This is a genomic window from Rhizobium sp. FKY42 (assembly GCF_005222835.1).
Lineage (GTDB): Bacteria > Pseudomonadota > Alphaproteobacteria > Rhizobiales > Rhizobiaceae > Neorhizobium.
This window is the reverse complement of record NZ_STGA01000073.1, coordinates 216,124-234,132: the sequence shown is the minus strand read 5'-3', so window position 1 is coordinate 234,132 and position 18,009 is coordinate 216,124. Positions and strand designations below refer to the sequence as shown.

General features: G+C 57.2%; 15 protein-coding genes. 7 read left to right on the top strand and 8 right to left on the bottom strand.

Features of this window, described 5'->3' with window-relative positions:
- Window positions 1-58: 58 nt before the first annotated feature.
- On the bottom strand, window positions 59-1,033 hold the full coding sequence (locus E8M78_RS22740; RefSeq protein WP_137137196.1) for an alpha/beta hydrolase: 975 nt from the start codon (window positions 1,031-1,033) through the stop codon (window positions 59-61).
- 357 nt (window positions 1,034-1,390) lie between these two features.
- On the opposite strand from E8M78_RS22740, the gene E8M78_RS22735 reads away from it, so the two are divergent.
- From E8M78_RS22735 to metF, 4 genes are all read left to right on the top strand, one after another.
- Window positions 1,391-2,968: a hypothetical protein gene (locus E8M78_RS22735; RefSeq protein WP_137137195.1), complete on the top strand. Its 1,578-nt coding sequence runs from the start codon at window positions 1,391-1,393 to the stop codon at window positions 2,966-2,968.
- A gap of 109 nt (window positions 2,969-3,077) precedes the next feature.
- Window positions 3,078-4,727: an energy-dependent translational throttle protein EttA gene (gene ettA, locus E8M78_RS22730; RefSeq protein WP_062554122.1), complete on the top strand. Its 1,650-nt coding sequence runs from the start codon at window positions 3,078-3,080 to the stop codon at window positions 4,725-4,727.
- Between the two features lie 175 nt (window positions 4,728-4,902).
- Complete coding sequence (locus tag E8M78_RS22725) at window positions 4,903-5,922, top strand: metalloregulator ArsR/SmtB family transcription factor (protein ID WP_137137194.1); 1,020 nt, start codon at window positions 4,903-4,905, stop codon at window positions 5,920-5,922.
- Entirely contained in the window at window positions 5,919-6,818 is a 900-nt protein-coding gene (gene metF, locus E8M78_RS22720) for a methylenetetrahydrofolate reductase [NAD(P)H] (RefSeq protein ID WP_137137193.1), read from the top strand. The genes E8M78_RS22725 and metF overlap by 4 nt, the downstream gene beginning before the upstream one ends.
- A 517-nt stretch (window positions 6,819-7,335) precedes the next feature.
- Here metF and E8M78_RS22715 read toward each other — a convergent pair.
- From E8M78_RS22715 to E8M78_RS22700, 4 genes are all read right to left on the bottom strand, one after another.
- A complete protein-coding gene (locus E8M78_RS22715; RefSeq protein WP_246658455.1) occupies window positions 7,336-8,490 on the bottom strand; it encodes a lytic murein transglycosylase in 1,155 nt (384 codons plus the stop codon).
- A gap of 165 nt (window positions 8,491-8,655) precedes the next feature.
- A complete protein-coding gene (locus E8M78_RS22710; RefSeq protein ID WP_137137191.1) occupies window positions 8,656-9,438 on the bottom strand; it encodes a GH25 family lysozyme in 783 nt (260 codons plus the stop codon).
- A 113-nt stretch (window positions 9,439-9,551) separates the two neighbouring features.
- Complete coding sequence (locus E8M78_RS22705) at window positions 9,552-10,229, bottom strand: class I SAM-dependent methyltransferase (protein WP_137137256.1); 678 nt, start codon at window positions 10,227-10,229, stop codon at window positions 9,552-9,554.
- 5 nt (window positions 10,230-10,234) lie between these two features.
- Window positions 10,235-11,482: a DUF3419 family protein gene (locus E8M78_RS22700; protein ID WP_137137190.1), complete on the bottom strand. Its 1,248-nt coding sequence runs from the start codon at window positions 11,480-11,482 to the stop codon at window positions 10,235-10,237.
- 139 nt (window positions 11,483-11,621) lie between these two features.
- On the opposite strand from E8M78_RS22700, the gene E8M78_RS22695 reads away from it, so the two are divergent.
- Window positions 11,622-12,935 carry a serine hydrolase gene (locus tag E8M78_RS22695; RefSeq protein ID WP_246658446.1) on the top strand — a complete coding sequence of 438 codons (1,314 nt, stop codon included), beginning with the start codon at window positions 11,622-11,624 and terminating at the stop codon, window positions 12,933-12,935.
- Between the two features lie 77 nt (window positions 12,936-13,012).
- Here the strand turns inward: E8M78_RS22695 and E8M78_RS22690 are convergent, their stop codons facing one another.
- From E8M78_RS22690 to E8M78_RS22680, 3 genes are all read right to left on the bottom strand, one after another.
- Window positions 13,013-14,065, bottom strand: a complete 1,053-nt coding sequence (locus E8M78_RS22690) for a transglycosylase SLT domain-containing protein (protein ID WP_246658445.1) — start codon at window positions 14,063-14,065, stop codon at window positions 13,013-13,015.
- A gap of 177 nt (window positions 14,066-14,242) precedes the next feature.
- Window positions 14,243-14,872 carry a hypothetical protein gene (locus E8M78_RS22685; RefSeq protein WP_137137188.1) on the bottom strand — a complete coding sequence of 210 codons (630 nt, stop codon included), beginning with the start codon at window positions 14,870-14,872 and terminating at the stop codon, window positions 14,243-14,245.
- Window positions 14,873-14,938: 66 nt separating this feature from the next.
- On the bottom strand, window positions 14,939-16,150 hold the full coding sequence (locus E8M78_RS22680) for a pyrophosphate--fructose-6-phosphate 1-phosphotransferase (RefSeq protein WP_137137187.1): 1,212 nt from the start codon (window positions 16,148-16,150) through the stop codon (window positions 14,939-14,941).
- A 339-nt stretch (window positions 16,151-16,489) separates the two neighbouring features.
- Between E8M78_RS22680 and E8M78_RS22675 the strand changes: the two genes are divergently transcribed.
- Window positions 16,490-17,230 (top strand): DnaJ family molecular chaperone, encoded by a 741-nt coding sequence (locus tag E8M78_RS22675; protein WP_170973519.1) that lies wholly within the window; start codon window positions 16,490-16,492, stop codon window positions 17,228-17,230.
- Complete coding sequence (locus E8M78_RS22670; RefSeq protein WP_137137186.1) at window positions 17,227-18,000, top strand: N-acetylmuramoyl-L-alanine amidase; 774 nt, start codon at window positions 17,227-17,229, stop codon at window positions 17,998-18,000. Before E8M78_RS22675 ends, E8M78_RS22670 begins: the two co-directional genes overlap by 4 nt.
- The last annotated feature ends 9 nt before the right edge of the window (window positions 18,001-18,009 follow it).

The following is an 18,009-nucleotide window of genomic DNA, read 5'->3' as shown; positions in this document are numbered from 1 at the left end:
TGGCTGAAATTTCACCTATTCATAGCGGCGACAAGCGCGAACGGCACTTGATTTAAAATCATGGCATCATTCCGATAGCCGTTTCTTGAGTATCACTGTTCGATGAAGCCAGCACATTCGTTTGCAGCCAGTCCGCAAACTCCTGCATAGCCTCCTCGCGGCCCAGTTCATTGAGCGTTTCGTGGCGCATCAGTGGATAGATGCGCTTATGAACTTTCGTGAAACCCGCCTTGACGAGGCGGTGTGACAGCCAGTCGATGGCTTTTGCCTTTTCCGTTGCCGGGTCCTGACCACCCCCGACAAGGTGGAAGGGAAGGCTCTTTGGCAGCTTCACAAGCAGGTTCTGCTCGGTGCCGCGGAAGGTCATCTCGAACACGTCGAGCCACATGGAAATACTGATATCGAAACCGCAGAGCGGATCGGCCTCATAGGCTTCGACTTCTGCCCTGTCGCGACTCAACCAATCTGCCTGGCTCTTGTAATCCGGCATGGATTTGCCCCAGGTCTCAAAGGTAAGCTTGGGCAGGATCATGCTGGGTACATCCGAGCCCTTCAGGGCACGTTCGGTCTTCAGCACGACCTGTGCCAGCCGTCCCATGCCGCCAGCGGCAAAGTTGGAGTTCCAGATGGCCACCCCGCTATAGGCGCGCGGTTTGCTCAATGCCGTGTTGAGGGCGATCAACCCGCCCATGGAGTGACCGAACAGAAAGACGGGCAGACCCGGATAGGCGGCCTTCGCGTGATCGGTGACGGCGGTCACATCGGCGATGACCTTCCCAACGCCATCCTCCTTCGCGAAACGGCCAATAGGAGCATCGGCCGCCTTGGTATGCCCATGCCCGCGATGATCATGGGCGTAGACGGCAAAACCCTTCGCGGCCATGGCCTGCGCAAAGGGCGCATAGCGGCCGCAATGTTCCGCAAGCCCGTGGCTGATTTGCAGGATGCCTCGCGTCTGGCCGATTGCTGGCTGATGCCGCGCGGCGAGTGTTGCTCCTGTCTCGCTTTTCAGCTGTTCAATGGCCTCGAACATGATCTCACTCCCGCTGTTCAGTGGCTGGCGCGGATAGTTGTGAATGGCCGAACTGCAGAAGGCAACCGTTTCGCGGCATTAACACAAACGTAACTTTTGAAACCGTAGTAAAGCGTACCTTTAGTTGCAATAACGTATGAAAATTTTCTAATGGCTGCATTTTTCTCCTTTATAAAGCAATGGGTATGCACAAATTCGCGGGAAAGGTGCGGAGTTCTCTTTGTCGTCTTGGTGGGGATGATGTTGCTTTTCATCGGCCACCATTTAGCCGGCACCGCGGGAAGCGTGATCGATGTCGATGATAAATTGCGCTCGTTGCAGATAGCGCAGTTCTTGGAACGCGGGGGATGGTTTGACTTGCAGCTTTATGGCGTCGAGATGCCGCAAGCCTATATTTCGCCCTGGTCGCGGGTCGTTGATCTTCCCTACATTCTGCTTGTATCCGGGATGAGGTTCTTCATTGCGGAAGAGCAAGCAATGGGGCTTGCCTTTCTTATATGGCCGATTGTGATGCTTTGCGTGTTCTGCATTTTGTGGTTCAGGACGCTGCAGAACCTGGACTTCGACCGATCAACGGACCGACATATTCCCGTCATCGCCAGCTTTCTCCTGTTAATGCCAACATTGTTGGAGTTCTCGCCCGGCCGGATCGACCATCATAATATTCAGTTGATCATGCTGGTGGCAGCCTTGCTTGGTGTGTCCAGGCGTTCGCAAGCCGGGATGATTTTGAGCGGTACAGCTTGTGTGCTTTCGATCGTCGTCGGACTCGAACTCGCACCAGTCGTGTTTGTCATTGCCGTGTCCCCCTGTCTTGCGTGGGTGTCCGGCTTCGAAAATTCTCGCGAAAGGTTGCTGACGTTTGCTGCGACGGTTGCCGCTATCGCGCCTTTGGCGGGGCTCGCATTCGTTGGGCCGACCCGGCTATGGGCAACGGAGTGCGATGCCTTTTCCGCACCCTATCTGAAGCTCCTGGTCGGGTATGGTGGGATTGTCTTGGCTGCGACAGGTTTGATCCGGACTTCATCCCGGCTTGTTCGCTTTGCGAGCCTTGCAATTCCTTCGCTTGCCTTACTGGTATGGGTGGGGAAAAGCCATCCGCTCTGCCTCGGTGGACCCTACCCAATGGTGGACCCGGTCATCTGGGAGATATGGATTTCGCAGATCCCGCAGGAGCGAAGCTTTCTGCAATATTTCGAGCGGCGGGATTGGCCATCAATTGGCCTTCTGAGCGTTTATCTGATCATCCTAGCGGCTTCCCTGCAATTGGTGATCTCTCGTCTCCGTTCAGGCGATGCTGCGCTTGCCACCATCTATGCTGTTGCAGCCATGCTGCTGGCGCTTTACCTGCTGCAGACGCGGTTTAGCCGCTTCCCACCTGTTGCCCTTGCGATGTTTCTTGCCATGATTTGGGAGCGAATTCGAATTGGTGGCAAAACCGAAGCAGCGACGATTGGGCTCGCCTCTTTCATTTGTGTCAGTGGTTCCGCAGCTTTGGCGCATTCGATCCCTAAAATCGCACCAGCGCCTGCGCTGATCCATTTCCTTGCCCACGACGATTGCGCCCAAGAAGTCAATGTACTGGCTGCGCTGCCACCGGGCCGGATTCTCCTGCCGCCCGCACTAGGGCTTGCACTGCTTGATCAACTTCCCGACGGCATGTCTGTGGGTGCTCTGTCCTTCCACCGAGGCAGTCCCGGCATGCGACGCTTCTACGATGTATTTCTTTCAGATAACGCGCAGGAACGACGCACTGCAGCGGAGCAATTCCAGTATCTAGCAGTTTGTGATGTGCAGGCAGCCATCGATTTTCCTGCAGGTTCTCTGATGGAAACGATACAGGCTGGTGAGGCATGGGCGGGGCTTCAGACCGTTCTCGCCAATCCTGTAACCGGGTTCATGCTGTTTCGCATCAATCACGCCGAGTTGCGGTGATACCAGTTCTGGACAAACTTGCTCTGGCGGCTTTGGCTGTTGCCCCTTCTGCTCGTTTCGCTTACATAGCGGGCACTTTTCCCACACTGGCGCCGGAGCGATTGTCCCTATGGCACGTCAATTCATCTATCACATGGCTGGCCTTAACAAGGCCTACGGCAACAAGAAGATACTTGAAAACATTCATCTGTCTTTCTACCCGGACGCCAAGATCGGTATCCTCGGCCCCAACGGCGCGGGTAAGTCCACGGTTCTAAAGATCATGGCCGGGCTCGACAAGGAGTGGACGGGCGAAGCATGGCTGGCCGACGGCGCAACACTTGGCTACCTGCCGCAGGAGCCGCAGCTCGACCCGACCAAGACCGTTTTCGAGAACGTAATGGAAGGCGTTGCCGACAAGACGGCGATCCTCAACCGTTACAACGAACTGATGATGAACTATTCCGACGAGACGGCGGAAGAGGGCGCGAAGCTTCAGGACATCATCGACAGCCAGAACCTCTGGGATCTCGAAAGCCAGGTCGAAATGGCCATGGATGCCCTGCGTTGCCCTCCGGGTGATGCATCGGTCGATAACCTCTCCGGTGGTGAAAAGCGCCGCGTCGCGCTCTGCCAGCTCCTGCTGCGCAAACCCGATCTGCTGCTGCTTGACGAACCGACCAACCACCTGGACGCCGAGACGATCGCCTGGCTCGAAAAGCACCTGCGCGAATATCCGGGCGCCATCCTGATGGTTACCCACGACCGTTACTTCCTCGATAACGTGACGGGCTGGATTCTCGAACTCGACCGTGGCCGCGGCATCCCCTACGAAGGCAACTACTCCGCCTACCTCAATGCCAAGGCGAAGCGCCTTGCGCAGGAAGAGCGCGAGGAAGGCAGTCGCCAGAAGGCACTTTCCCGCGAGCAGGAGTGGATTGCATCGTCTCCGAAGGCGCGTCAGGCAAAATCGAAGGCTCGTATCCGGGCTTACGACGAACTGGTTGCAGCGGCAGAGAACCGTCGTCCTGGTGAAGCGCAGATCATCATTCCGGTCGGCGAGCGCCTGGGTCAGGTAGTTATCGAGGCGGAAAACATTTCGAAATCCTATGATGGCCGCGTGTTGTTCGAGAACCTGTCGTTCAAGCTGCCGCCGGGCGGCATCGTCGGCGTAATTGGTCCCAACGGCGCAGGTAAGTCGACGCTCTTCCGCATCATCACCGGCCAGGAAACTCCGGATTCCGGCGATATCCGTATCGGTGAGACGGTGCATCTGGGCTATGTCGACCAGAGCCGTGACTCGCTTGATGGTTCGAAGAATGTCTGGGAAGAAATTTCCGGCGGCAACGATATCATCAAGCTCGGCAAGTACGAGATGAACAGCCGCGCCTATTGCGGTGCCTTCAACTTCAAGGGTGGCGATCAGCAGCAGAAGGTTGGTAATCTTTCCGGTGGTCAGCGCAACCGCGTTCACCTCGCCAAGATGCTGAAGGCTGGCGGTAACGTTCTTCTGCTCGACGAACCGACCAACGACCTCGACACTGAAACGCTGGGTGCGCTGGAAGACGCGCTTGAAAACTTCGCTGGCTGCGCTGTTATCATCAGCCACGATCGCATGTTCCTCGACCGTCTGGCAACGCATATCCTGGCCTTCGAAGGCGACAGCCATGTCGAGTGGTTCGAAGGTAACTTTGAAGATTACGAGCAGGATAAGATCCGTCGCCTTGGCGCGGACTCGGTCAATCCGAAGCGCGTAACCTACAAGCGCTTGACGCGCTGATTTCCACGTTGACCGGGTTAAAAATTATCCAGCAGGCCGCCGTTCCAGACCGAACGGCGGCTGTTATTTTTTGAGGGCGGTGTTGTGATGCGTTGCGCCTCGGTAAATTTTAGCTTGTCATGCGCGGCGATGTCACATAAAGATATCTTTATATCTTGATTGTGGTGGATGCGTAATGACCTTGGGTCTCGAAAAGCTGGTGGACGTGTTGAAGACGACGGGTGAGACGACTCGTTTCCGTCTTCTCGTTCTGCTTTCGGCAGGGGATCTGACAGTCAGCGATATGACCGATATACTTGGGCAGTCGCAACCGCGTATCTCGCGCCATTTGAAGCTGCTGTCGGAAGAGGGGCTTATCGAGCGCTACCAGGAAGGCGCATGGGCGTTTTTCCGGTTAAGCCACGAAGGGGAGGCGGCAGCAGTGGTCCGTCAACTGCTGGGGGCCGTCGATCTGTCGGATCCGGTTCTCGTGCGGGATGGCGAGCGGCTTTCGGATGTGAAGCGGGAAAGAGCTGCGAAAGCACAGGCCTATTTCAGCCGTAACGCTGCCGAGTGGGATGAACTGCGCCGTCTGCACGTGAGTGACGAGCAGGTGGAAAAGGCGCTGGCGAATTTGATTGGTGACGCGCAGATCGATTCTCTTCTCGATCTGGGTACGGGCACCGGCTGGGTTCTTCAGCAGCTTCATGCACATTATCGGCGTGCCGTCGGAATCGATGCCAGCCGAGACATGCTGGCTGTTGCCCGCGCCAATCTCGATCGGGCGGGTATTCTGAAGGCATCGGTTCGCCACGGCGATATTTGCAATCTGCCTGCGGAAGCGGGTGATTTCGACCTTGTTACCGTCCATCAGGTTCTGCACTTCCTGGATCAACCCGAAAAGGCCGTGACGGAGGCAGCGCGCGTTCTACGAAGCGACGGTCGTCTGCTGATCGTGGATCTGGCACCTCATACGCTGGATTATCTGCGTGAGGATCATGCGCATGCTCGGCTCGGTTTCTCGCACCAGACGGTTCAGGAATGGCTGGAAAAAGCGGGTCTGGTCGTCGAAGACATCCTGGACCTCAAGCCTGTCGCGACCAAAGGCGCGCCTGCACTGACGGTGACGATCTGGCTCGCCCGTGCCCGGCGCGGCGCAGACCTGACCGCATCTTCAAACACCCATGACATACTGAAATCGGAAGCCGCCCAATGACACATCCGGTCCGCCCCGCGCATGATTTTCGCCTGTCTTATGAATTCTTTCCGCCGAAATCGCCGGAAATGGAAGAGCAGCTTTGGCAGACTGTGGATCAACTGGCGCTCTTCGAGCCGGAATTCGTATCGGTCACCTATGGCGCAGGTGGAACGACCAAAAGGCCTACCTTTGCGACGGTCGAACGCCTCATCTCGAAAACGAATCTGCCAACAGCCTCGCATCTGACCTGTGTCGATGCCGACCGTGATGAGACGCATGACGTTATCAATGAGCTTCGGGCGATGGGTGTGCAGCATATCGTCGCCCTGCGCGGCGATCCGTCTAGCGGCGTGGGCACGGCCTATGTGCCTCATCCGCATGGCTATGAAAATGCTGCGGCGCTTGTTGCGGCCCTGAAGGCGGAAGGTGGGTTCGAAATCTCCGTCTCTGCCTATCCGGAAAAGCACCCTGAAAGCCGGGACGTTCATGCCGATATCGAGATGTTGAAGCGCAAGGCGGATGCGGGTGCAGATCGCGCACTGACGCAGTTCTTCTTCGATAATGATGTTTTCGAGCGCTATCTGGAGCAGGTGCGCAAAGCCGGAATCTCGATCCCGGTCGTGCCCGGCATCATGCCAATCCAGAACCTGACGCAGCTCAAGCGTTTTGCCAGCCGATGCGGTGCGGGCATTCCTTCTTTCCTTGATGCTCGTTTTGAGGGCTTGGACGACAAGCCGGAAGAGCGCGCCAAGGTAGCCGCCGAAGTTGCGGCCGAGCAGATCCAGGATCTGATGCGCCGCGGTCTGGATGAGTTTCACCTCTATACGATGAACCGCGCACCACTGGTTTCTGCAGTTCTGACGAGTCTTGGACGATTGCCAAAGGAAAAGGCCCAGGCCGGGGCGGCGGCCTGAGCCTTGTTACGTGCGAGGCGCGGCGGGGGCCGAGCGTTTCACTTTCGTTGAATGCGCTTTGAATGCAGGAGCCAATTCCAGGTAGTCATAGGCCCGCAGGCCCGTTTCGATATCCAATTAGGCAGAACCGCAACGGCCTGCCGACAGTTCACATAAATAGCATCGACGCCACAAATACGAACGCTGCACCGACGAGAAGGACATTGAAGGAATAGGTGCGTCCCATGTCTGCCTCCTTGGTTTAACGAGTCAAAGATGGGGCATTTGCGTTGAGTTTCAAAGTAAATAATGTGCTGCAATGCGGCGTGAACGACAGGTTAAGGTGCTGATTAAACGTATCAGCAGTTTGATTTTGCTCTATAAAATTTGTTAGCGATTTTGGTGTGCAAAGCGTTAATGATCGCGTCTGCACTGTTAAAAATCGTCACATTTCGTGACTCTGGTTGCGCTGCAAGATCAAGAGGTCGGTAAAAATCAGGGCCGCTGAAGACAGAACATTCAGCGGCCCGTTTCGTTTTCAGAGTGCGTCGAGCAAAGATTGAGTCGGCCAGCCATCGGCCGACAGACCAAGACGCTGTTGCTCCTTTTGAACTGCCACGCGCGTGCCGGATCCGAGGATGCCGTCGATCTTCCCGACGTCGTGACCACGGGCCTGGAGCTTCGTCTGCAGTGCCTTCATCGTTGCATCATCCATCCCGGGCTCCGGATTGCCCTTGATGTAGGTCGGGGCGCCCGAGAGGCGTGTGGCGAAATAGGCAGCTGACGTCGTGTAGATGAACGACTGGTTCCATTTCAGGTAGATGCCGAAATTGGGATAGGCAAGGAAAGCCGGTCCTTTGCGCCCCTGCGGCAGGACAAGTGCTGTCGGGAGATTGCCAAACTTCGTATCTCCATCACGTGGCTTGACGCCGAGCGCGAACCATTCCGAGGCAGGAATTTCATTCCCCAGGCCGGACTTTTCCCAGGGCAGATTTTCGGGCAGTTCGACTTCCTGGAGCCAGGGTTCGCCAGCCTTGAAGCCCATGTCTTTAATGAAGGCTGCCGCAGTCAGCACGGCGTCGGCGGAACTGGTCTTGACGTTGATATGACCATCGCCATCCCCGTCGACCCCGTAGTGGATGATGTCGTCCGGCAGCATCTGTACCTGACCGATCTCGCCTGCCCAAGCCCCTGTGTTGGTCGCCGGGTCCAGATCGCCATGCTGCACCATCTCGATGAGGGCAATCAGCTGCTTGCGGAAGATTTCGGGGCGGCGGCAGTCGTGAGAGAGGGTAACGAGAGCATTGCGCGTATTGAAGTCGCCCTGAACGGCGCCAAAATCCGTCTCCATGGCCCAGAAGGCAGTAACGACGCCCGGCGCTACGCCAAATTCCTTCTCGACGCGATCAAACACTGGCGCCATCTGCTTGAGTTTCTGGCGTCCGATATCAAGGCGTGCCTGGCTGACGGTCCGCTGCGAGAATTCAAGAAAGGTCTGACGAAAGACGCCCTGAGCACGATCGCGCGCAAGAACCTTGGGGTCGATCTGAGCGCCGGCAAGAGCCTTGTCTGCGGCTTCTGCGGGTACGCCCTTGGCGATCGCCTCAGCCTTTACGTCCTTCAGGAAGGCCGCCAGATCGCCGCCGCAGGCAACCGCAGGCTTTGCCTCCTGCGCCAGCGCAGCGGTGCCCATGAAAGCGGTGAGTGAAGCAGCGAATGCAGCACGGCGAAGCAGGAGAAAGGACATCGGTAAACCTCGTACGGACAGTCCCCGCCATGTCGGTAATATTTGTGACCAAACAAGGGCAGAGCGCAATTTGACCGCGTTACAACAGGTCACCGGTTGCAGTTCAAGCCCTTATTTTGAAACGGAGGCCACCCATGCATGCCAGTTCTTCTCGGAGCCCGAAAAGACATTGATGTCGGTCTTGCCCGGAACGCCCGGCACAACACCTGTCGACGTGTACTGCCAGAAAGACCAGCGACGTGAATCGTAGATCTTCTGCGGATGGGCAGCAACGGAGCGGACCCAGAAAGGATAGTCCTGGAAGTGCCCGACCAGATTGTCGCGATGGAAATCGACCGATGTGTAGATAATGGGTTTCTTGCCGTAATGCGCTTCCAGCCGATCCATGAAACGCTGCATGACCTTGCGGACGGTCTCCGGATCGGGGCGCGTCTTGCATGTGGGGGAGGCAGGGTTCCATTCCACGTCAATGACGGGTGGGAGACGCGAGGCGCGCTGCGGCACATTCTGGATGAACCAGTCCGCCTGCTCATCCGGCGTGGAGCAGAAGTAATAGAAGTGATAGGGCGCGTGCGGAATTCCGGCTGCGGACGCGCCCTTCCAACTTGCCTCGAAGGCCGGATCAATCATGTCCTTGCCTTCTGTCGCCTTTATAAACACGAAGGATACGCCCGACCGTTTCGCAGCCTGCCAATCCACATTGCCGTTCCACTTGGAGACGTCGATACCATGCACCTGATGGCGGTCCGGATGGTTGCTGCCGAAATCCTGCGGATCCAGATCCTGAAACTTCGGCTTGCGGATTGCCGTCGTCTCCATCAGATCGAAGCTGGCGGATGTGCAGCCGGAAAGAGCGAGGGCTGTGGCCGCAAGGGCAAGCAAAATTCGAGACATGGGTTCCGTCTGGTTCGCGCTCAGGGTTGCGTTTCCGGCTTGCTCAGCAAGACAGAACAGTCACTCCTAATTAACCATAACGTCGTAAATTTTTCATGAGCGCAAGAGGTCGCTCAGCCGGGTTCATCACAGGTGCGGCGGCGGATGATGATATGCCACGCATAGCCTCGATAAAGGCCTTCTATCATCATGTCCGCGTTGAAGCGGCCCAATCTTTTCTCGACCGCTTCCGCCAGGTTCGCACGTGGCGTGACGTGGAAACGTCTCAACCATGCCTGAAGCGCTTTGCGGAACCAGACCGGAAGATGCTCCTGCTGGCCGAAATCGATGATGTGAAGCGATCCGCCCGGCTTGAGTGCGGCGAGAGACGCCTCGAGTGAAGCTTCCCATTCCGGAATCATCGAAAGCGCATAGGAAATCAGGATCCGATCAAAGCCTGAATCTTCGCCGAATTCTACCGCGGAAAACCGTGCCGCATCGGCGATGCGTAGCTGTGGTTTGTTTGCCAGATGCGTGAAAGCCTTCGTGGTCGAGGCCAGCATTTCCGTCGATATATCCAGACCAAAGAGCCGCGCCTGCGGATAGTGACGGTTTGCAAGAACCAGATTGCGGCCCGTGCCGCAACCAACCTCCAAAAGACTGCCGTGTGCCGGAACCTGAAGCTGTTCGATCGCCCTGTCGCGACCGAGCAGATAGTACTTCCGTGTCAGGTCATAGATGTGCCGCTGATAGCGGTACATGCGGTCCATGCGTTGCGCATGGTCGCCAAGCGGCTGCGAGACGGTTTCCATGGGTGTCACGCCGACCTCACATAGATATGGAAGCCACCATAGATCGCTGAACGATCCTGAAGGTTCAACGCGTGAGATCTCTCTTCCAGGTAAGTCCACTGCGCGCGCAGCGCCGGGGAAAGACGGCCTTCGATGATGCTTTTTTCAGCCGCTGTGCGGAAAATCACTCGTGCGCCGCCAGTGGCTGTGCGCGAGATCTCTGTCCACAGATCGTTCAACTGGTGATCACTCATCCAGTCCTGTGCATCGAGAAGAACATAGCGGTCTACCGAGTCCGCAGGCTTCGACGCCAGAAGTTCCGTAAAGGTGGCATGGTGCACCTGCACGCGGTCCACATTCTCGCGGATCGCGGCATGGTTCTCCGCTTTCAGATAGGTCGGCAATGAGCCTTCGTCGCCAGACGGATAGCGCCGCATGAAAGCCTGCCAGGCGAAATAATTGTCTTTCAGAGGGAAATGACAGGCGAGCTTTTCAAGCCGCTGGCGCAGCACCGGCGCAATGGAACCATCCGTCGCAATGCTTGCAAGTTCATCATATTGCTGCGGCGGAATGCCAAGGCCGAAGAGTGAACTCTTGCGGCTGGTGAGCCATTTGATCAGCGGCTTGTCAAAGAGAGGGGCGATTTGAGTATCGAAGATATGGCGTTGCTCGCGTAGCGATTTGGCATTTGCAAGTTCCGTCAATTGCACGCCGTGCAGCCGTGCCAATAGATGACCAACGGCGATGAAGCGACCGAGAAGCCCGGTCCTGTAGATATTGCGCTCGAACACTTCGATCCGACGCTGGCCGTTCCACCGGCGTTTTTGCCAGTAGCTGCGGCTGGTCGCGTCGAGAGTTTGTGCGATCACCCTGTCGAAACCTTCGATATTGCCGGAAACATTTTCGGTTGCGAGAAAGCGAACGACGTCGGCGTGTCCAGGAAGAGAGCGAAAGGCGGCCAGTTTCAGCCGGTTCAGAGCAATATGGTGCGGGTTGAGATCGACGACATCGATCGAATTCGGGTGGCGTGACAGGTAGGCGAGCATGTTGCAGCCACCGGAGCCGATGCAGACGATGGAGTGGCCTGGCGCCAGTTCCATTCCGGCCATATCCACATCCGGGTCTTCCCAGATCTGCGGGTAAACGAGCCCGGAAAATAGCAGACCAAAGAGGCGTTCCGACAATCCGTTTCGGGAAAGCGCCTTGTGTTGAAGCAATGCGTTCTTCAGCTTCCCGTTTTTCAGGAAGCCGGCATCCGGTACCAGTTCTGCCATTTGCGAATCCCGCCTCATGTGGAATTCACATGGCTGTAGACGGGGGCTGCTACAGTTTCATGACGGTGCTAAAAGGCCACCAAAAGACGATTGGGAGTTTGTTGTGACATTTTTAAAGCGATTACTGAAGTGGACCTTTTTGGCTGTAGTCTTGCTGTTGGTGGGCGGATATGCCGGGCTTTATGCCCGCCCGCCGGAACTTTTGCGCGTCGGTGCCGGATACGCAGCCAAGATCATCTGCTCGAACGTCTTTATCGCCAATCGGGATGCGGATCTGGTGCTTGCCGATGATGTTCAAGCGCCCGGCCACCCACTTCTCAAACTGATGAGCGCGACTGTCGACCGGGAGCGCCAGACGGTGACGACCGCGCTCACAGGCGGCATTGCCGAAACGACTGCAGAATATCATGCCGGGCTTGGTTGCCGCGTTCTTCCCGCAGGCGCGAAGGTTGTTCCACTGCCGGTGATTGCGGAAGCGCCGAAACCCGCTCCAGACCCGTCTCTCCTGTGGCCGCAAGGTGGCGCGGTGCAATTGGACCCCGCGGTACAGGATGTTCTTGCTCGCGATGATCTTGCCGGTCCCGGCGCGCGGGCGATCGTCGTGATCCGTGATGGCCGTCTGGTCGGAGAGCGCTATGCGAAGGGGTTCAGTGTCCAGACCCCGCTTCTCGGATGGTCCATGACCAAGACTGTCAATGCGGCACTTGTGGGCATCGCCATGGGGCAGGACGCGATGAAGCTCGATGATGCCGGTCTCTTTGCTCAGTGGAAGAATGATTCCCGCGCAAGCATTCGTGTTGCCGACCTTCTTTCCATGGAAGATGGCCTGGCCTTCAACGAGAATTACGGCAACGTATCTGATGTGACGCGCATGCTGTATCTAGAGCCGGATATGGTGTCGTTTATGACGCAGCGTCCAGCAGCAGCGCCGCCGGGCACGGTGTTCACTTATTCGACCGGCTCTCCCGTGCTGTTGTCGCGTCTTTGGATGGATCATCTGGGCGATATGGCGAAGGCACTGCGCTTTCCCCAGAAGGCGCTGTTTGACCCAATTGGCATGAGCAGCGCGGTTATGGAGGTGGATGCCGCAGGAACATTCGTAGGCGGATCCTATCTCTATGCCACGGCGCGTGACTGGGCACGGTTTGGCCTACTGCTGGCGCAGGACGGTGTCTGGAACGGCAGCCGGATCCTGCCGGAGGGTTTCACCGCGCTGATGGCAAAACCCAACAAGGCTTCGGACGGGCGGTATTCACAAGCGCAGACCTGGCTTCCGAAGGCGCCGGATGGAACCTCTATTCCTGCAGGCTGGTTCCGGCTTCAGGGACATGATGGACAGACGATCACCGTCATTCCCGCTACGCGCACCGTGATCCTGCGCATGGGGCTGACGCCCAGAAAGCTCGACTATAGCCCCAATGCGCTGGTGGCGGCCGTTCTGGCTCTGCGTTGAGGCCCATAAAAGCAATTCGGCAACCGTTCGATTGAGCGGTTGCCGGATGAAACTGTAAAATATGACTTGGCCAAAGCTTACTGGATAACGTCCAGCATGTCCTTGCGCTTGGCATCGTAGTAATAGCCGCGCGCATACATCTTGATCGCGTCGTCGGAATCGTTTTCAGAAACCAACCAGGCGCCGCGAAGATATTTGATCGCGTATTTCAGGTTGGTTTCCGCATCAAGCAAACCATCCGGCGTCCCGGCATAGCCCATCGACTTTGCCGTAGAATACTTGATCTGCATCAGACCCCAATAGCCGCGCTTGTTGTAGGCGCGCGGGTCATACTTGCTTTCACGGTGAACAACGCGGTGAACAAGTGATTCCGGCACGCCGTACAGGCCGGCATAGCGACGAATGAGAGCATTGAGCGTTGGCGTGCTCGCTTCTGCCGTTGGCGGGATCGGTGCACCGGGCGCTGGCGGGAAGAAGTCGCCTGCCATTCCGGCACCTGGACGAACAGGACCGGCGAATGCCACCATGTTCGACGGTGTAGACGTCGTGAGGCGCGGACGAGGTGTCGGGATCGCCGTATAGGCTGCCGTCATTTCAGGCGGAAGTGCGGCAGGAACAACCTGGGCCATTTGTGCGGAGGCTGTGAGAGCCGCGGGCGATGAGACGGGTGCAGATGCGCTCCGCTCAGCCGTTGCCATGTTGATGGCCTGGAGACCGCCATTCTTGTCGATCGATGTTGGCGCAACCGCAAGAGCCTGCGGATGTGCTGCAGCCGGGAAGGGCTGCTGCTTTTCCGCGAGGGATGCGATGACAGAGTCGTTCTGAGCCTTGATGGCGGATGCACCGGTTGGCAGAGCGATCTGGTGAACCCGGCCACCCTTTTCCGCAACCTGAGTGGTCATGCCAACTGGAACGGCGACCGGTCCCTGCTGCTGCAATGCTGCCATCTGATCTGTGCCAACGCGGCCGCCCTTTTGCGCAGCGCCTGAATTGGTTGTCATGGCCGTGACACTGGTGTGTGCGCCGGAAGGAGAGGCCTGACCATTCACCGGGGATGCTGAGACCTGAGCCACTTGCGGCTGTGCCGCGGCAACTTCCGTCTTGGCCGGAGCATTGGATGCTGTCTGCACACTGGAGCAACCAGAAACTGCTCCGCAAACCGCTGCCGCAACAACCGCTTTCTTACCGATCAATCGGGTTATCGCCATCGTCTCACTTTCATGAAGATGATTGTTTCCAGCCCGCCGGTCTGTGACCGCCACGCAATCCATTAACGCATGTTCACAATTGCGGCAAGCTCCAAGCGCTCAAGCGGCAATCTTGCGATAGCCGGCAGTGACTGCGCGGCTTGCAATAAATCGGGTGCGAGGCTTGTGCGAGGCTTGATAAACCTTGCGAAATGCCCGCAGCTTGCGTGCCGATCGCTCCGCCAGAGCAAGCTGGATGAGGGGGGCAACAAGGGCCGCGGCGGCCAGAGGCAGAGCAATTTCCTGGCTCAATATTGCTGAATTGGTTAAAGAATCACTGAGTTGAAGCAGAACTGCCCAAAGGGCAAAGATCAGGGATGGGCGAAATGCCTGCCAGCCGAGCCGGAAGGACGCCGAAGCCGTGTTCTGGTTCGGGAGGTTATCGTTGTCAGCAATCCTGATGCGGAACCGATTTATCTGCGACCGGAAGACAAGGAGCATCAGGAAGGCAATGCCGATCCACGCGAATGAACCCTGCATTGCAGGCAGATAAATGCGGCATAGGCTGAACGCCCCAATTGCCACCGCAGCCGCCAGCAGATAGCCGACCCAAAGACCCGGCAAAAACAGCATTGCGCGCAGTTTCCCGCGCGCAATGCATTGATCTCTCAGAAGGTTAGCCGCGACGGATGGTAGCAGGAAAGCGAGCAGGGCCAATGCTGCTGTCATCAGCGTCGTCTCTAAACTCATCTCAAGTCCTCCCCGACCTCATGGCTTCCCATGCCTGAGATCATCGCTGCTGAATCATGGTCAGGATCAGGCTGACCGGTAGGGCTGTCCAATGAAGTCCATGACGTCCTTGAACCATCCGGCAGACAGATCGAAATGCTTGCCACCCTTGATACGCGGGAATTCGATTGTACGCAATTTCCCATTCTGATCTTCATCATGACCGGTCACGCCGGACACGCCGTTTAGCGCACTTTCCACGCCAAGATCGACCATGCTCTGAATCAATCGCAGATCTTCGTAATTGGCCGGTGCGGAGCGCGCATAGTAGCCCGATTTCTGAACCATCGAACGTTCCGCGCCCAGAAGGGTTGCGAAATGCTTCTGGAACCAGTTTCCGACATTAATGGTATCGATCTTGACGTGCCCGAAGGCGTCGCGCTTGACGGTTTCGCCTGCCGCTTCTCTCTCGGCGACGATGGTGTCGAGGCCTGCGCCCTCTGACACGAAAAGCGTCACAAAGCCGCAGCGGTCCATGATGGCGCGAAGGCGAGCCGCTTCCGCTTCCAGATCGAAGGCCATCTCGGGCAGGTAGAGCCCGTCGATGTTCTTCATCTGGGTGTTCATCATGAAGCCTTCGACATATTCATTGTTCTTGGTGTCTTGAATATAGGCGCGGGCGGTGGCTGCGGTCAGCCAGCCACAGTGGCGGCCCATCACCTCGTGAATGACCAGTGTGCGCGGCGCAGCACTTTGTTCATTGCTGACATGGTCGAAGAAATGCGCGCCGACTTCTGCCGCGGTCCAGGCGCCAAGCGACTGCTTGATGGGGACGACATCGTTATCGACCGTCTTCGGCAGGCCGACAACTGTGAGATTGTAACCGTGTGCGCCAAGATAGGCGGCAAGATCGGCCGCGGTGGTGTTGGTATCGTCGCCGCCGATCGTATGCAGGATCGTCACGCCATCGGCTGCAAGTCTGTCAGCCGCAACCTTCAGCGGGTTCTCGCCTTCCTTCACGAGGCCCCGCTTCACGCAGTCCGCCGCGTTGGTCAGCTTGACGCGGCTGTTGCCGATGGGGGAGCCTCCGTAGCGATGAAGCAGGTGCGCCCGCTCGCGCATGTCCTTGTTGATTTCGACTCGATCGCCAAGCAGCAATCCCTGATAGCCCGAGCGGTAGGCGATCAACTCGATCTCTGGCGCGATGTCCGTATAGCGCTCGATGAGGCCCCCGACCGCCGATGAAAGGCACGGTGCCAGTCCGCCTGCCGTCAGCATTGCTACTTTCTGTTTGGCCATCGATCCTCCTTCGCGCATCAAGCGCCTGTCTCAAAATCTGGCGAATGGATGCGATAGGTCAATGCTGCTGTAAAGTGAATTTCTCAAGAAAATCCGGCATTTCGCGGCAAATTCAAATGTCTCTTCCAATTCAATCGGTTCAATCGATCGCGCTTTGCAGACTCATTCCGTCTGTGCCAAGTTGCGCCTGTGGAAAAAAGCGGTTGCTTGTTCTGACTGCAGGGCGGCTGCATGCCTTGGAAAATCCACTCTCTTGTTCAGAACGTAAGATGACGAAAGATTAATCCTGTTAAACGCGTCTGCGCTTGCCATCGCAGATTAAATTTGGTCTGGTGAGTCATGATTTTTGATTTTGCATGCCTCCAGCTGACCTCGCTTTGGGACCGACTGCTGAACGCCGTGGGAGATGCCGCCACGAATACGCTTTCGCGCGTGGTGGAGGCTGTCCGCACCTTGTTCGAAGGCGATCCGGAAACGCGTAGGCGTGTGTCGTTTTCCATCGCAATCATCGCGCTCTCTGCCAAGATGGCCAAGGCTGATGGTGCGGTCGTTGCCTCCGAAGTTGAGGCCTTCAAACAGATCTTCGATTTTCCGGAGGAAGAGGCCAAGAACGTCGCCCGGCTTTACAATCTGGCCCGCCAAGATGTCGCCGGTTATGAGGCCTATGCCGAGAAGCTGGCAAATCTCTGCGGTTCCGGCGATTGCAACTGCCCCATGCTGGAAAACGTTATCGACGGCCTTTTCCACATCGCCAAGGCGGATGGTATGGTGCATGAGGCCGAGCTGGCATTTCTCGCTCGGATCGCCGAAATTTTCCAGATTGACGAAGATCACTTCCGGCGCATCATGGCGCGGCATATCACCATGGATGGCGGCAACCCATACCTCATCCTCGGCGTGTCGCCGGATCAGGATTTTTCCGAAATCCGCAAGCAATATCGCAGGCTTGTTGCCGAACATCACCCAGACAAGCTGATTGCACGCGGCGTGCCCGCAGAACTGCATGCGGCGGCGAACGAGCGCATGGCGGCATTGAACGCGGCCTATGCGGCCATTGCGAAAGAACGCAAGGCAGCATGAAACTCGAAGCTGATTTCGTCGGCGCGCGCGTGGAGCCGTCGCCGAACCATGGCGAACGCAAAGGCTGCGATGCGCCGGACATGATCATTCTTCATTACACTGGCATGCCTGATCACGGGCAGGCGCTTTCGTGGTTGAAGAATATCCAGAGCGAAGTCTCTAGCCATTATTTCGTCTGGCCGGATGGCCGCATCGTCCAAATGGTTCCTGAGAGCAGGCGGGCCTGGCATGCGGGCAAAAGCTTCTGGGCGGGTGAAATCGATATCAATTCCCGGTCCATCGGGATCGAGATTGCCAATGCAGGTCATCCCGGCGGATTGCCCGATTATCCTGACGAGCAGATCGAGGCTGTCATCGGTTTGTGCCGGGACTGCATGGCGCGCTGGCAGATCAGGCCGGAAAGGGTTCTTGCCCATTCCGATGTTGCGCCTCGGCGCAAGGTTGATCCGGGCGAACGGTTCCCGTGGCAGAGATTGCATCAGGCAGGAGTGGGTCACTGGATCGAGCCTTCCCCGATCCGCAGCGGACGTTTTTTCCAGAAGGGCGAAAGCGGTCAACCCATTGAGGCGCTGCAGGGCATGCTTGCGCTCTATGGCTATGGCGTGGACATAACCGGTGAGTTCTGCGAGAAAACGGAGGGTGTCGTTGAAGCCTTTCAGCGACATTTTCGACCTGCCTGCGTGGATGGTATCGCCGATATGTCGACCATCGAAACATTGCATCGGTTGTTGACCGAACTTCCGCGCTTTCAAGGGACGGATGAGGTCTGAATTTCATCC